Source organism: Desulfatiglans anilini DSM 4660 (assembly GCF_000422285.1).
Lineage (GTDB): Bacteria > Desulfobacterota > DSM-4660 > Desulfatiglandales > Desulfatiglandaceae > Desulfatiglans > Desulfatiglans anilini.
This window is the reverse complement of record NZ_AULM01000012.1, coordinates 51,486-65,872: the sequence shown is the minus strand read 5'-3', so window position 1 is coordinate 65,872 and position 14,387 is coordinate 51,486. Positions and strand designations below refer to the sequence as shown.

The 14,387-nt window shown below is 59.3% G+C and carries 18 protein-coding genes; 15 read left to right on the top strand and 3 right to left on the bottom strand.

Annotated features, from left to right (window positions below; all coding sequences use genetic code 11):
- The 3 genes from H567_RS0110670 to H567_RS24345 form a co-directional block, all read right to left on the bottom strand.
- Complete coding sequence (locus H567_RS0110670) at nt 1-1,215, bottom strand: trimethylamine--corrinoid methyltransferase (protein WP_028321393.1); 1,215 nt, start codon at nt 1,213-1,215, stop codon at nt 1-3.
- Between the two features lie 456 nt (nt 1,216-1,671).
- Entirely contained in the window at nt 1,672-2,097 is a 426-nt protein-coding gene (locus H567_RS29010) for a MarR family winged helix-turn-helix transcriptional regulator (protein WP_051184719.1), read from the bottom strand.
- A gap of 468 nt (nt 2,098-2,565) precedes the next feature.
- Nucleotides 2,566-3,465: an enoyl-CoA hydratase/isomerase family protein gene (locus tag H567_RS24345; RefSeq protein WP_244155462.1), complete on the bottom strand. Its 900-nt coding sequence runs from the start codon at nt 3,463-3,465 to the stop codon at nt 2,566-2,568.
- Between the two features lie 301 nt (nt 3,466-3,766).
- On the opposite strand from H567_RS24345, the gene H567_RS0110655 reads away from it, so the two are divergent.
- The 15 genes from H567_RS0110655 to H567_RS24325 all read left to right on the top strand — a co-directional run bounded on the left by H567_RS0110655 (nt 3,767) and on the right by H567_RS24325 (nt 14,369).
- Nucleotides 3,767-5,104 (top strand): sigma-54 interaction domain-containing protein, encoded by a 1,338-nt coding sequence (locus tag H567_RS0110655; protein WP_028321392.1) that lies wholly within the window; start codon nt 3,767-3,769, stop codon nt 5,102-5,104.
- Between the two features lie 70 nt (nt 5,105-5,174).
- Nucleotides 5,175-5,471: a hypothetical protein gene (locus H567_RS28510; protein WP_161626604.1), complete on the top strand. Its 297-nt coding sequence runs from the start codon at nt 5,175-5,177 to the stop codon at nt 5,469-5,471.
- Between the two features lie 148 nt (nt 5,472-5,619).
- Nucleotides 5,620-5,823, top strand: coding sequence for a hypothetical protein (locus H567_RS0110645; protein WP_244155461.1), 204 nt, complete (start codon nt 5,620-5,622; stop codon nt 5,821-5,823).
- Between the two features lie 96 nt (nt 5,824-5,919).
- Complete coding sequence (locus H567_RS0110640; protein WP_028321389.1) at nt 5,920-6,417, top strand: rubrerythrin family protein; 498 nt, start codon at nt 5,920-5,922, stop codon at nt 6,415-6,417.
- A gap of 172 nt (nt 6,418-6,589) precedes the next feature.
- Entirely contained in the window at nt 6,590-6,799 is a 210-nt protein-coding gene (locus H567_RS0110635) for a rubredoxin (protein ID WP_028321388.1), read from the top strand.
- A gap of 116 nt (nt 6,800-6,915) precedes the next feature.
- Nucleotides 6,916-7,371: a Fur family transcriptional regulator gene (locus H567_RS24335; RefSeq protein WP_244155460.1), complete on the top strand. Its 456-nt coding sequence runs from the start codon at nt 6,916-6,918 to the stop codon at nt 7,369-7,371.
- A 218-nt stretch (nt 7,372-7,589) separates the two neighbouring features.
- Nucleotides 7,590-8,108: a thiol peroxidase gene (gene tpx, locus H567_RS0110625; RefSeq protein WP_028321387.1), complete on the top strand. Its 519-nt coding sequence runs from the start codon at nt 7,590-7,592 to the stop codon at nt 8,106-8,108.
- A 160-nt stretch (nt 8,109-8,268) separates the two neighbouring features.
- Nucleotides 8,269-8,646, top strand: coding sequence for a desulfoferrodoxin (locus H567_RS0110620; RefSeq protein WP_028321386.1), 378 nt, complete (start codon nt 8,269-8,271; stop codon nt 8,644-8,646).
- A 123-nt stretch (nt 8,647-8,769) separates the two neighbouring features.
- Nucleotides 8,770-8,925, top strand: coding sequence for a rubredoxin-like domain-containing protein (locus tag H567_RS29170; RefSeq protein WP_167330937.1), 156 nt, complete (start codon nt 8,770-8,772; stop codon nt 8,923-8,925).
- 329 nt (nt 8,926-9,254) lie between these two features.
- Entirely contained in the window at nt 9,255-9,437 is a 183-nt protein-coding gene (locus H567_RS0110610; protein ID WP_153306143.1) for a hypothetical protein, read from the top strand.
- Between the two features lie 49 nt (nt 9,438-9,486).
- Nucleotides 9,487-9,927: a flavodoxin domain-containing protein gene (locus H567_RS0110605; protein WP_028321384.1), complete on the top strand. Its 441-nt coding sequence runs from the start codon at nt 9,487-9,489 to the stop codon at nt 9,925-9,927.
- Between the two features lie 356 nt (nt 9,928-10,283).
- Nucleotides 10,284-10,502: a hypothetical protein gene (locus tag H567_RS0110595; protein WP_035254081.1), complete on the top strand. Its 219-nt coding sequence runs from the start codon at nt 10,284-10,286 to the stop codon at nt 10,500-10,502.
- A gap of 66 nt (nt 10,503-10,568) precedes the next feature.
- A complete protein-coding gene (cooS, locus tag H567_RS0110590; protein ID WP_035254079.1) occupies nt 10,569-12,542 on the top strand; it encodes an anaerobic carbon-monoxide dehydrogenase catalytic subunit in 1,974 nt (657 codons plus the stop codon).
- A gap of 323 nt (nt 12,543-12,865) precedes the next feature.
- Nucleotides 12,866-13,678, top strand: coding sequence for an NRDE family protein (locus H567_RS24330; RefSeq protein ID WP_051184718.1), 813 nt, complete (start codon nt 12,866-12,868; stop codon nt 13,676-13,678).
- On the top strand, nt 13,671-14,369 hold the full coding sequence (locus tag H567_RS24325) for an HAD family hydrolase (protein ID WP_051184717.1): 699 nt from the start codon (nt 13,671-13,673) through the stop codon (nt 14,367-14,369). The genes H567_RS24330 and H567_RS24325 overlap by 8 nt, the downstream gene beginning before the upstream one ends.
- Nucleotides 14,370-14,387 lie beyond the last annotated feature (18 nt).

Genomic DNA, 14,387 nt, shown 5'->3' with positions numbered 1-14,387 from the left:
TCAGTTCTCGAAGACTTTCCCGAGGTTCGCGGTGGTCAGGGGGTCCTCCATGTACATGCCGAGGCCGATGTGCTGGATCGACTCCATGCCCCTCTCGTCGTAGACCGGCATCTCGATCAGAGGGGCGTCGGTGGCGGTGATCTCCTTTGAGAGCTTGCTTGCCTTGTCGAGTTTTTCGAAGGAGAAATCGATCAGGTAGCGGAGAAAGGCAAAAGGGTGGCGCATCATGTGAAAGCCGTACTTCATGCACATCGCCTGCCCGGCCATGGCGTCCTGATAGGCCCTGTCGGTCAGATGCTCTTCGTGGGTGGTTCCGGCGCTTTGACACGTGGGGAGATCCAGCATGAGATTCAGGTGGCTCATCAGGATGTTGAGCAGAAAGTGGCTCACAAGCCCGTAGTTCGGATTGTATTCGATGCGCGGGTCGGCGATCGTCGGGAAGCCGGCGTGGATGCAGGTGATACCCGGATTCAGCAGCTGCGCCGCGCAAAGGCCAAAGAGCACTTCGGCGTGGGTCATGGCCAGCACCCCGTTGTAGCAATAGGGGGCGCTGATGCCCGCCATGGGCATAGCCGAGACAAAGACCGGGAGGCCGGCCCGCACCACCTTGACGAAGTGCTCGGAGAAGTTCTCGTTGACCTCGAGAGGTGGGCGGGTCAGGCAGAAAACGATCATGATGTCCTTCCTCTGCTGGTGGATCTCTTGAGCCCGGGCGAGTGCGGCATCGGAAGTGACGGCGAAGTAGAGGGGCTTGGAACAGATCTCGGACATCAAGGACATCTGCTCGACTTCGTCTTTCAGTTTGATGCCCCGACCCATGCCGGCGACGGCGTCGTTCGCCTGGGCGATCCTCGCGATCTCCTTTGCGTAATCCGTGTTCGGAAAGATCCCGCCCTGTCCTTTTTGATCGTCGTAAACGTAAGGTGCGGTGCCGCCGATGAAGAAGCTGTTTTGGGGCACGAAGAAGTCATCCAGGCCGGGGACGGTTTTGAGACATCGCTGCACCAGATCCCTGGTTACGAAGATCCGGTCCTCATAAACAAAACCGAGACCGTCGTTTTCATAGGCTTTGAAGGCCGCCTGGATATCGGGCTGCCGGCAGCCGACGCCCAGGTTTTCGAGGATCCACAGGGCGTCTTCATGGACCCTGAGGAGCATCTGAACGGTGTCTTCTCCCAGAGCGGCCTTGGACTGCGCTACCTGGTCTTCTCTCATACGTTCCACGTCATTCTCCTTGTTTGCAGGTTAGATTACGTTCCACCCGGAAATGGTCTTTCAGCCAATCTCGGCGCCAAGGTGCCTGTTTGCTTGTTCGGCGGTTTTCGAATCTCCTTCGCTCAACCGGGAGATCTCTCAGACCCCCCCTTTCCGTATGGGAAGCGGGGGTCGTCGTCGACCGAGTCAGCCGTCTCCGGATGGAGAAACATCCCTTTCATGCACCTGTCGGCGTGGAATCCCTGCCGGTGGGGACGCTGTTCTTTCCGGCAGGGCGCCGGATCAGGCGAAAGAGGAGGCTCCCCATCAGGGGAGTCGGTGGTGAAAAGGGTTAGCCTGTTTGATATTTTGTGGAAAAATCAAATCACACAAAATAGTTTCAGCTCAAAATATTACGTCAAAAAAAATCACTTGTCAAGGGGGAGGGTTGACAAGTGAAGAAAAGGATGCCGGCCATTACCGGTGTGGCAGGTCTACCCGGGGTTCCTCTTCGATAGGTTCGCCGGGATCCTCCATCTCGAGATCGGCCAGGTCGGGCATGTCGAGCATGCCTGTCAAGGTGTGCAGCCCCTTCTGGATGTTTTCGACCTCAGTCCGGGGGAGTTTCCGGAGGCCTTCCATGATTTTGCGCTGAACAGGCGGCGGGGCGTTCATGGCCAGGGATTCACCTGCCTCGGTCAGTTCGATCATGATGACCCGGCGGTCGGGCGAGTTGCGGACGCGCCGGACAAGGCCCTTTTGTTCCAGCCGGTCGATGATGCCGGTGACCGTGCTGGATTTCACGAGGATCAGGCGCGCGATCTGAGAGGCGGGAATGGGCCCGTTGGCATGCAGGGCGAGGATGCAGTTCAACTGCGGAGTGCTGATCTGATGGTATTTCATCAACTCTTTCGAGTAAAGTGTTCCTGCCTGTCCCAAACGGCGTATCTGGTAAAGGATTTCGCCGATAAGAACATCTCGTTCCTCCTGTATTGGTTTTGGATTCTTTGCAGCGCTCGATTGCGATGGCATGGTTAAACCCTCAATGGGCAAGATGGTTAAAGTGCTCAGGCGGTTTTCAGGTCCGGATGGCACGTTTTCGATCCAGCAACCGCCGCGACTGCCTGCCGCTGCGGCAGGGTCGGGGACGGACGGACAAAGGTTTTTACAGAGGCTCTTTTCCAGGAAAAATGTGCGGCAGCTTGGTTGCCGCTTTATAAATATTATAGGGACAGCTGCCGGTGTTTGGCAATGACAAAACACCCTTGCCGGTTTTCGGCGTTGCAGGAACATGCCGGGAGCTCGATCACACCGGCCGGTTTTCAGGCCGCCTGCGACGGGGGCGTGTTGCCGTTTTTTAACCCCTCGGTTTCAGAAGTAGCGGCTGGATTTGCCTTTTTTGTCAAGGAGGCTCCTCGCGAGGAGCAGGGTTTGGTTGCGATCCTCCATGTGCAACGCCTGCTCCAGTCCTCCAGTGTCCATATTGACGTTGATGGCCTCCTTGGTGAGTCTGAGGCCCATCGGGTTCTTCCCGTTCATGGTTCGGGCGAGTTCGAGGGCCGTGTCCATCAGGGCCTCTTTTTCGACGATGCGACTGATCAGCCCGAGCGCCATCGCCTCATCCGCCGTCATAAAATTGCCTGTCAGCATGTATTCGTAGGCGCGCCCCCCGCCGATCAGCCGCGGGAGGAGGTAGCTGCAAGCCATGTCGGCGCCGCCGAGTCCGATATTGATGTAGGCCGCTGAAAACCGGGCATCGGGGCTGATCAGCCGGATATCCGATGCCAGCGCGAAGCTGAACCCCAACCCGACTGCGGCCCCATGCACCATGGCGACGATAGGTTGGGGCGCCTGGCGCATCGCCAGGTTGAGGCGCGCCAGACGGGCCTGAAAACGGTAGAACTGGTCCGTGTTCATGCCGGGGGCCTCATTCCTGATCTCCTTCATGTCGAGGCCCGCGCAGAATCCCCTCTCTCCGTTCCCACGGAGGATGATGACGTGGATGTCCAGGTCATAGAGACGCTCCTTCCAGAACGCCTCGAGCTCCTCCATCATCCGGAAATTGACGGCGTTGTACTTTCGGGGGCGGTTCAGCGACAGCAGCCCGATCCCCGGTTCGAGCAGTTGGTACTCGATCGTGTCCATGGCTCCTTCCACCTTCCTCCGGAAATGGTCTTTTTGGCCAATCTCGGCGTCAATCTGCGCGTTTGCTTGTGCGGCGACCTGGAGGTCGCCTCCGCGCAAGCGCTTGATTTCCTTGATCTTGGCCAAAAATCCTCATTTCCGGGATGTTGAGGGCCTCTTCGGTGAATCTGAGGCCCATCGGGTTTTTCCCGTTCATAGAAGATTCCGTTCGGTCGTCTCGGACAGGCCAGGTCCGAACGCAAGGTTCCCACGGAAATGGTCTTTTTGGCCAATCTCGGCGTCAATCTGCGGGTGCCGCCAGGCGCAGGGCGGTTTCCCGCAAGGTCTTTGTCCTTGCCGGTGCGGAACAATTTCAGTATATTTCCGGTGTGAACCCGGCATCTCGAAACGGGCAGGCCGGGCCACCCCCAAAGCAAGAAGGACCCCGATGAAAGACTACCCCCTCGAAATGCTCATCACCCACCAGAAAAACCTGGAGCGCATCCTCGACAATCTTGCGGAGGGCATCATAGCGCACGACACCTCCAGGCGCATTCTTTTTTTCAACCGGGCGGCCGAGGAAATCACAGGATACAAGCGGGAGCAGGTGGTCGGCCGGGACTGCCACGAGGCATTCGGACGGCCCTTCTGCGGCGAGCGTTGCGCTTTTGCGGAGGAGACGCCCCGCGATATGCAAGACGTGGAATACCCGCTTCATATCACCCACCTGGGAGGCGGGCAGCGCCAGCTGGAGATGCGCGTGACGCCGATGCGGGATGACCGGCAGCGCTTCGTGGGGGTCATCGCCGCGTTCCGGGACATCACCGACCTCGTGGATTTGAAGCTGCAGCTGGGGGAGATCGAGAGCTTTGCCGGGATCGTCGGGCGGGATCAGAAGATGATTCATGTCTACCGCCGCATTCGAGATCTTGCGATTGTCGACTATCCCGTGCACATCAGCGGTGAAACAGGCACGGGAAAGGAGTTGGTGGCCGTGGCGATCCACAACGAAAGCCGCCGCGGAGGAGGGCCCTTCGTACCGGTGAACTGCGCGGCGCTGCCGGAGGGGGTCCTCGAGAGCGAACTCTTCGGACACGTCAAAGGGGCTTTTACCGGAGCGGTGCGGAGCAGAAAGGGCCGCTTCGAACTGGCAGCCGGCGGGACCCTGTTTCTCGATGAGGTGGCGGATATGCCGCAGAGCGTTCAGGCGAGGCTTTTGCGGGTTTTGCAGGAAGGCCGCTTCGAGCGCGTCGGCGCCGAGGGGTCCGTTGCAGCGGATGTCCGCATCATCAGCGCGACGAACCAGGACCTGAAAGCGTTTGTCGAGGCGCGGCGGTTCCGGGAAGACCTCTACTACAGGATTTACGTGGTTCCGATCCACCTCCCGCCGCTGCGCGAAAGGCGCGGAGACATCCCCCTGCTCGTGCGGCATTTTCTCGAAAAGGCCGCGTCGGACGCCGGCAGACAGGCCGTTGTCTCGCAAGAGGCCATGGCGGCCATGATGGATTACGAATGGCCCGGTAATGTGCGCGAGCTGCAGAGCGCCATTCGCTTCGCTCTGGTCCACGCCACCGGGCGTTTGATACAAACCAAGGACCTCCCTTTCGAACTGAGGCACACGGGCAGCCAGGCCGGGCCGAAGCGCCGGCCTAAAAAACTCACAGGCGAAGGGGTTCGTTCAGCTTTGGAGCGGAGCGGCGGCAACAAGGCCAAGGCGGCGCGTCTGCTTGGGGTGGGGCGTGCGACCTTGTACCGTTTTCTTGCGGAGAACGGTGGTGTCTCATGATACACTTTTGTCTCATCGATGATCTTCCCGAGTCCTTCCCGAGTTTTCCCAGAACCGAGCCTTCAAACGAATGAAACGGCGACCGTGGCCGCGCCTCGCAGGTCTGCAGCGGAAGGCCGGCATGGTCAGCCGTCGCAGCGACGGGCTCGCTGAATCCTGCGCCGTCCGGGAACTGGAGAAGGGCGAGAAGTGTCTCGGCGAGAAGTGTCTCGCCTATGTCTCAACTGCAGGGCTGTGGTACGCCTCGGAACGGACGCCCCTTGCGGCGCAGGGCAAGGCCGTGATGATTGCGCCCTGCCGGTCTTTGCCTCGATCCAAAGCACGCTCGAGCGGTGCGCCTTTGTTTACAAGGGTTTCGCGCGCCTGAAGGGCCGAGGGGGGCGGAAGCTGCCGGGCTGTGGAGTTCCGCATGCCGGCCCTTCGGGGAGGAGCGCTCCGAAGGATATTCTTGGCACGTATTTTGTAATGATTTTCTCAAGAAATGAAACGGAAGGCCCTGGGACGGGTGGATGCCGATGAAGCCATGCGACCGCACCATCAAAAAGACGCTGGAATTGACCGAGCGCATGATTGCTCTGGCGGACGAGGGTGACGAGGTGAGGGAGGATTCGAGCTGCGGCATCCTTTACGGGGTGTTGAGGGACAGCGCATTCCGGATAAGACAGCTCGCGGAAAAGGAGCGTGAGGCGCACATCCGCAAAGGCTGGTGGAAGGAATAACGGTGAGGTTCCCGTTTTTTTCGCAGAAGAAGACGGGGTCGACGTCTAACCGGATGAACAGGATTTGAAATCTGTCAGAAACGGAGGAAAAAAGAAATGAGCAAGACAGAGCAAAATCTGAGAGAGGCTTTTGCCGGTGAATCACAGGCCAACCGGAAGTATCTGGCATTTGCGAAGCAGGCCGACAAGGAAGGATACCCGCAGGCGGCCAAGCTGTTCCGCGCTGCGGCTGAGGCCGAGACGGTGCATGCGCACGCGCATCTGAGGGTGCTCGGTGAAATCAAGGGCACCGCCGAGAATTTGAAGGCCGCCATCAACGGAGAGACCCACGAATTCAAAGAGATGTACCCGGAGATGATCGAAACGGCTAGGGCCGAGGGGAACAAGGCCGCCGAGAGGTCCTTCTCCTATGCCAACGCGGTGGAGCAGGTGCATGCGAATCTCTATCAGAACGCCCTGCAGAGCCTTGGCAATCCGCCCGACGTCGACTGTTATTACGTCTGCTCGGTCTGCGGGTATACCATTGAAAACGAAGCGCCCGACACCTGCCCCGTGTGCGGCGCCAAGTCGAAGGCTTTTGTGAGGGTTGATTAGTCGTTCTGCGCCGGCGCAAACTGAGGACCCCCGCAAGGAACGAGGCCTTTCGCTGCGCCGGCTGGGAGAAGGCGCGCAGCTTCGAATCGACGCTTCGAATCGAGGCGGAATTGAAGTGAACCCGAAGCTCACAATACGCCGGCGGTGATGACACGCCGGCCAGGAGGATGATATGGCGGCGCCAGAGGACATGTATCAATGCCAAACGGTAAACTGTGGGTACATATACGACCCCGACCGGGGGGATCGCAAAGGGAAGGTTCCCAAGGGAACCCGTTTCCAGGATCTTCCGGATGATTGGAAATGCCCCGTCTGCGGCGCGGGCAAAAAGATGTTCAGACCTTTGGCGGGTCCAGGGTCCGTCGCGAAGGAGGGAATCTGAGGCGGGGGGCGGTGCGCAGACGAAAATTACCTTGACATCATGGGAGGCAGGCTTTAAAAATTAGGAATGATTCCTAATTAGGCGGCAAAACTATGACGGCAGGGACTTCACATCGAATGACACGGCAAAGGGAGGTGATCCTCGAAGAGATCCGCAAGATGGATTGCCACCCGACGGCCGACTCCATTTACGAGGCGGTGAGGAAGCGCCTGCCCAGGATCAGTATGGGAACGGTCTATCGCAATCTGGATATTCTGGCCTCATGCGGAATGATCCGGAAACTCGAGCCGGATTTTCCTCAGATGCACTTCGACTGCAATACGAAGGAGCATTATCACGTCACGTGTATAAAATGCGGCAAAATTGAAGATGCGCCCGTCGACATGGTGAAAGACTCCGTTGGGAATCTTGAATCGGCGATGGGGAAGTTGACCAAGTACGGCATCTTCGGGCACCGCCTTGAATTTTTGGGCATTTGCGCTGAATGCCGTGCAAAAGGGGAGACGCTTCCGGTGGAGGATGCTGTTCCCGGCGCCGAAAACCTCGAAAACGAGAAGGAAGCAGAGGCCTGAGCAGGCGCTCTCCGGCCTGAAACGGCGTACGGCTCAATCGGATCGGAGAGAGGTGTTCCAGGGATGGATCCCTGCACTCTTGCGGTGGCTGCTGCTGGTCAGCGGCCCTGTGAAAGGCCGTTGCCGGTCGCCGGCCTCGTGAACGGGGTGGATGGCTGAGCGCGAAAGACCGAAGGCCTCTTGCAGGATGATAGAACAGGAATGAGAAAGGAGGAGATATGGAAGAGCGTAGCGGAGTTGTTACCATGAAGGGAAACCCGCTGACTTTGCTCGGCGGGGAGGTCAAAGCCGGTGACCAGGCGCCCGACTTTGTCGTTATGGACAACGATCTCCAACCGGTGCGTTTTTCGTCCTATTCCGGAAAGATCGTCGTTATATCGGCTGTGCCGTCGTTGGATACGCCGGTGTGCGATATGGAGACCAGGCGCTTCAATGACGAGGCGGGCCGGCTCTCGGATGACGTGGTGATTCTGACGATCAGCATGGATCTTCCTTTCGCCCAGAAGAGATGGTGTGGAGCGGCGGGCGTGGATCGGGTCGTTACGCTTTCCGATTACCGAGACGCGGAGTTCGGCAAGGCTTACGGGGCTTTGATCAAAGAGCTGCGGCTCCTGGCCAGGATGGTCTTCGTGGTGGACCAGAGCGGGGTGGTCCGTTACGTGCAAACCGTAAAAGAATTGACGCATGAGCCGGATTACGAGGCGGTTCTTGCGGCGGTGCGCGCCCTCGCAAATTGAATCCGAACCGGAAGATCGGGGGCTTCTGGGAATCCCCGACGCGCTCGAATCGGCCTGGGAGCCACCTCGTGCAATCTTCAAAGATCGAACCATACGCAAGTCTGGAATAGCCGTTGTAGAACGGTAAACGACAACCATCCATTGAAAAGGAGGAATACCGATGGCTCAGAAGCTTGAAATCTATAAATGTGATGTGTGCGGCAATATTGTCGAAGTTCTTTTTGGCGGAGCGGGGGAACTGGTCTGCTGTGGACAGCCGATGAAGCTCTTCAAGGAAAACACGGTCGATGCGGCGAAGGAAAAGCATGTTCCGGTCATCGAGAAGCTCCCTGACGGCGGCTTCAAGGTCAAGGTCGGCAGCGTGCCGCATCCGATGGAGGAGAAGCATTACATCCAGTGGGTAGAGGTCATCGCGGACGGCAAGGCCTATCGGCAGTTCCTGGAGCCCGGAGCCGCACCGGAGGCTGTCTTCAAGATCGATGCGGCATCCATTGTAGCCAGGGAGTACTGCAATCTTCACGGTCTTTGGAAGGCCTAAGCAGGCGGGGAATGGTGCCCCCGTCCGAATGGTTGCCAGGGTCCAACCGGGTTTTGGAAGGATCCAGCCGAGCGCTGCGAGGAGCGCGGCGATCTGCGGCGGATGATGAGAAGGGAGGCGGATATGGGCGATTGGAAATGCAAGGAATGCGGTTATACGGTGAAGGCGGAGACGCCGCCCGAGACGTGTCCTATGTGCAAGAAGAAGTGCGAGTTCGTGGACGTCTCCTGCTATATCCCTGACTGCGGGCAGACGGGCAGCGATCCCAGGTTGAAATAGCCTCCATGCGCCAGCGGCTCCTGGGGCGCACCGCTGCGTTTGGCGGCGTGTTCGACTAGGCAAGGGCCTCCTGCAGATGCGCAGCGCGTAAGCGCCTGGTTTCTTTGGCAGCGGCCCTGTCGGGACCCGCCGCCTCGCGGGGGCGGGAGTGAGCACCCGCAACACGCGAAGAAACCGGGCCCTTCCGGGAAATGGTAGAATTCAGATCGCGAAGCGGCGGATGAAAGAGCTTTGTTTTCGGACCGGAGGGCTGCGCGGGCAAGAGAATTCACCGCTGGATGGCGGGGCATCATTTCGGTTTACCCTTTACGGAAGAGGAGGAGCGGGACATGTCGGAGAAAAAGTACCGGGTGCGGGCGGAGTGCCCTGCTTGTGCCTGCGGGGATGTTACCTTTCTCGGCCCTGAAAAACTGCGGGAGAAGTTTATCGGCAATGAGGAGGAGGTCGAGATCCTCTGCCCGCATTGCGGAGCGAAGCTGAAAGGCAAGGTCGAGATCGAAGAAGTCGAATGAACCTGTGGGAAGCGGGCGGTCTCAACCGTGCCGCCTGGAGGTTGCACGCATGGGAAAGGCCTTGGTCGTTTATGCCACCAGAACCAACGAGACCAAAAACATCGCGGAACTGATCGCAGAAGGAATTCGTTTTTCCGGGCACGAGGCGAATGTGGTCAATGTGACCCAGATCAAGAAGGAAGGCGATCTGGGGGGGTATGATGCCTACGTATTCGGTTCGGCCACCTACCATGGGGAGATGATGCAGGGCATGAAAACGCTGCTCTTCCTTGCTGAAAAGGCCGGGCTGGCGGGCAAGGCCGGAGCGTCGTTCGGCGCCTTCGGTTGGAGCGGTGAGGCCCCGGACCGCATCTTCGACACCATGAAGAATATCTTCAAAATGAACATGGTTGGCGCAGCGCTGCGCCTCAAGTCCGCAAGCCTTGGCGGCGGGACCAAGATGGCTCAGGACTACGGCCGCGAGGTCGGGCAGAAGCTCTCGGCGGGCTGATCGAAGAAATGGGCCCGAAATCCTCATCTCCGGATTGGAAACTGGGTTCTACCGGAAAATCATTTCCGGATGGGAACGAGGCAGGAGAAGAAATCCTTGTCGGATGAGTTGGATCGACATACGTTAAGCGCCCGGGTGTGGCGGGGAAAAAGATTTCGCGAAATGCTTTTTGCAGACCGAAAAGGAATGAGATCAGAGCGCGGATCTTCTTCGAGGAAGGAGATCCGCTGTTCCGGCCGTGTTTTTTTAGGGGACGTCCACGCGAGAGTCGATTGTATGTTGGCGCAGAGATTGGCCAAGCAGATCATGCTCTGATGAAATCTCATGTGTCACCGATAGACAAGGAAAGGGAACTGATGTTTGAATACCGTATCACCCGTCATGCGGAATCCGATTTCAACCGTGTGATCTATTTTTGTTCTGAGAAGGGAGAATGCCGTTTGGAAGATGTTTCGGACTCCCAGACGACAGCTTTGTCCGCCATGTTGAATGAGAAAGGCGCTGACGGCTGGGAATTGGTCCAGCTTCTGTTTGGCAAGGGAGGATTGCTGGCGGTTTGGAAACGTGCTTTATAAATGTTTAGCTAATAGTAATAGTTACTAGTCATGAAGGCTAACATAATCCAAGAAGGAGGATCTCTGATGGAAAAGGAAAAGAAGAAGGATGAACTCGTGCAGTTGAACATCAAAGAGACGACGATGTGTGATGCGACCGCGCAGATGCTCAGGAAGGCGGAAAAAGACGGCGTGGAGACGGCTTTCCACCGCGCGGCGACGATGAAGGCATGCCCGATCGGGGCGGATTCCGCCTGCTGCAAGCACTGCTCCATGGGGCCCTGCCGGCTCAACGCCAAGGATCCCTATGGCAAGGTCGGCGTATGCGGTGCGACGATCGACACGATCCAGGCCCGTAACTTCGCCCGCATGGTGGCGAGCGGCGCAGCGGCCCACACCGACCACGGAATGAGCATGCTGGACCTTTTTCGCGAGGTGGTGAACGGCCACATCAAAGAATACCGGATCAAGGACACCATCAAGCTCGAGGAGGTCTGCCGCGAGATCGGGATCGAGGTCGAGGGGCGCACGCCCGAGGAGATGGCCATGGACCTGTATCATGAACTCGAGCGCACCTATACCCAGGTGGAAGGCGAAATCCCGTTTGCGAAACGCGTCCCCGAGAAGACCCTGGAGACCTGGCGCAAGCACGGCGTGGTTCCGCGCGGTGCGATGCGCGAGATCATGGAGTTGATGCACCGGACCCACATGGGCGTGGATCAGCATTATGAAAACATCACCAAGCAGTGCAGCCGTACGGCCCTTTCGGATGGGTGGGGCGGGTCCATGGTGGCCACCGAGATCTCCGACATCCTGTTCGGAACGCCGGTCCCCGTCCGCGCCGAGGTCAACATGGGCTGCCTCAAAGAGGACGAGGTCAACGTCATTATCCATGGCCATGAGCCGAACCTGTTCGAGTCCATGCTGGATTCGGTCAACGATCCCTCTCTGATCCAGGCGGCCAAGGATGCCGGAGCCAAGGGGATCAACCTGGTCGGTATGTGCTGCTCCGGGGCCGAGATGCTCTCGCGGCACGGTATTCCGCATGCCGGCAACTTCATGTCGACGGAGGCGATCCTGATCACCGGGGCCGTCGATGCGATGGGCGTCGATGTCCAGTGCATCAAGCAGGGGTTGGCGAAGGTGGCGGAGTGCTATGGGACGAACTTGTTTACCACCAATCCGCGCTGCCACATCGAGGGGGTGGAGCACATTCAGTTCGAAGAGCATGCGCCGCGTGAGTGCACCGATGCCATCGTCGAACGCGCGATCGTGCGCTTCAAGAACCGCAAACTCCCGATCGAGATCCCGCAGATCCGGAACCTCGGGGTCCACGGGTTCTCGCACGAATACATCAACTATATGCTTGGCGGGAGCTTCCGGTCTTCCTACACCCCGCTGAACGACAACATCATCAACGGGCGGATCCGCGGTGTGGCCGGCGTCGTCGGCTGCACGAACCCGCGGGTCAAGCAGGACTGGGTCCACGTCGAACTCGTCAAGGAGTTGATCAAACGGGACGTTTTGGTGGTGCAGACGGGCTGTTCCCAGATCGCCCTCGCCAAAGCGGGTCTGTACACCCCCGAGGCGGCCCATCTGGCCGGTGCGGGTCTGCGCGAGGTCTGCGAGACCGTGGGGATGCCGCCGGTCCTCGGACTGGGGTCCTGTGTCGACAACAGCCGGATCCTGATTGCGTGCGCGGAAATGGTCCGGGTCGGCGGACTGGGGGAATCCATCGCCGATCTGCCGGTGGCCGGCGCCGCTCCCGAGTGGATGAGCGAAAAGGCCATCTCGATCGGGCACTACTTTGTGGCCTCCGGGGTCTACACGGTCTTCGGTGTGACCTTCCCGATCGTCGAAGGGACCAAGTTCCACAAGCTCCTCTTCGAGGGCCTGGCGGACATGGGCTTCGGGACATGGGGCTTCACACCGGATCCCTACGAGATGGCGCGCATGATGGTCGCTCACATCGATGCGAAGCGCAAGGCGCTTGGCATCGACAAATCGCGCGAGCGTGTGCTCATGGATATGGCTTCACGGCGTGATCTGGAAGCGGCGTAATCACTGCTGCCCTGTGATGGGTTGAAAAAAGAGGTCGAGGGGCGCTGGGTCCTTACGGATCCCGGGGCCCCTCGGCCTCCGCTGTTTTCTCCGGTTGGCGCTTCGGCGGCGGCTCCGCGCTGCAGCGCGGTTTTCCTGCGTGATCCGCTGCCAGGCTTCCTGCCGGAATAAAAATGTTCATGATTCAGATCGATCTCTGTTAAACTCACCGTCGGTGCAGTCCGGGGCCTCCTGCGGCGGGCGCGGGAGCCCGCGAACCCTGCGCCTTCCCGTCAACTGCCCGGTCTTTCCCGACCGGCTCTTCTCAGGGTGAATTCGAACCGATGTGTCTGATCCTTTTCGCCTGGCGCGTGCATCCGGTCTATCGGCTGGTGCTCGCCGCCAACCGGGATGAATATTACGAACGGCCGACCGCCCCGGCCTCCTTCTGGGAGGATGAGCCGGACCTTCTGGCGGGGAGGGATCTGCGGGCCGGCGGGACGTGGTTCGGCGTCACGCGCCGGGGGCGGATCGCCGGGATCACCAATTACCGGGATCCGGCTTCCCACAACGAACATGCCCCGTCAAGAGGATGTCTCATCACGGACTTTCTGCGGAAGGACGCCCCCGTTGACGCTTTTCTCGAAAGACTTGGGGCCAGGGCTCCAGAATACAACGGGTTCAACCTGGTGCTGGGCGATTTGGAAAAGCTCTACTGGTATTCCAACCGGGGGAGCGACCCTGTGGCGCTCGGCCCGGGTGTCTACGGGGTCTCCAACCGGCTGCTGGATACCCCGTGGCGGAAGGTGGTGCTGGGCAAAGAACGCCTGGCGGATGCGATGGCACGCTGCCGGCGGCAGGAGGATCTGATCGAGGGGCTTCTCGAAATTTTGTCTGACCGGCAGACAGCCCGGGACGAGGACCTGCCGGAGACCGGGGTCGGCCGTGAGTGGGAGCGGATCCTTTCCTCTATTTTTATCGAGAGCCCGGATTACGGGACCCGTTCGTCCATGGTCCTGCTCGTGAGAGCCGACGGCGAGGCCCATTTTGCCGAGAAGACGTACGCTCCGGACCAGGCGTTGAACGGGCATATGGTCCGGCACGTATTCAGGATGGACCGGGCGGCCGCTGCGGCGGAGGACGGGCTCCATGGGTGAAGCGATGAGCATGGCCATCAGGGGCGTACTTTTCGATTTCGACGGGACATTGACGCGACCGGGAGCACTCGACTTCCGGGCGATCAAGGAGGAGATCCGTTGTCCGGTTGACGTGCCGATCCTCGAATATCTCGAAGGATTACCGGACGGGGAACGGCGGATCTTTTCAGACGTCCTGGAACGGTGGGAGCAAGAGGCGGCGCTGCGGTCGCTGCCCAACGCGGGGGCGCAGGAGTGCCTCTTGCAGCTCAAGGCGAAGGCGCTGTCATTGGGGATTCTCACGCGCAACAGCGCCCGATCGCTCCGGCTCGCCTTCGGAAACCTCAGGCCGATTTCCTTGGAGGACTTTTCAGTGGTGATTACGAGGGATGACGCGCGGCCGAAGCCTCACCCTGAAGGGGTCCTGAAGGCGGCCGAGGCGATGGGGTTTCCACCCCATCAAATGGTGATGGTCGGGGACTTCCGCTTCGATGTCATGGCAGGGGCTCGGGCGGGCGCTCTCTCCGTCCTCCTGAGCGCCCAACCTTCAGAAGTGATGCAGCCGGGAGATCCGGAGCCCGACTACGTGATCGGTGAACTGAGGGAGCTTCTGAACATTGTGCAAGACGACGCCGCTTCCCTGCGGCGCCGGGTTTCGTCCCGTGAGGTGTCTGCCATCACCGGTTCGCCCCCTTTCCATTCTCCGGCCTGAAAAGGTCAAGGCGTCGAA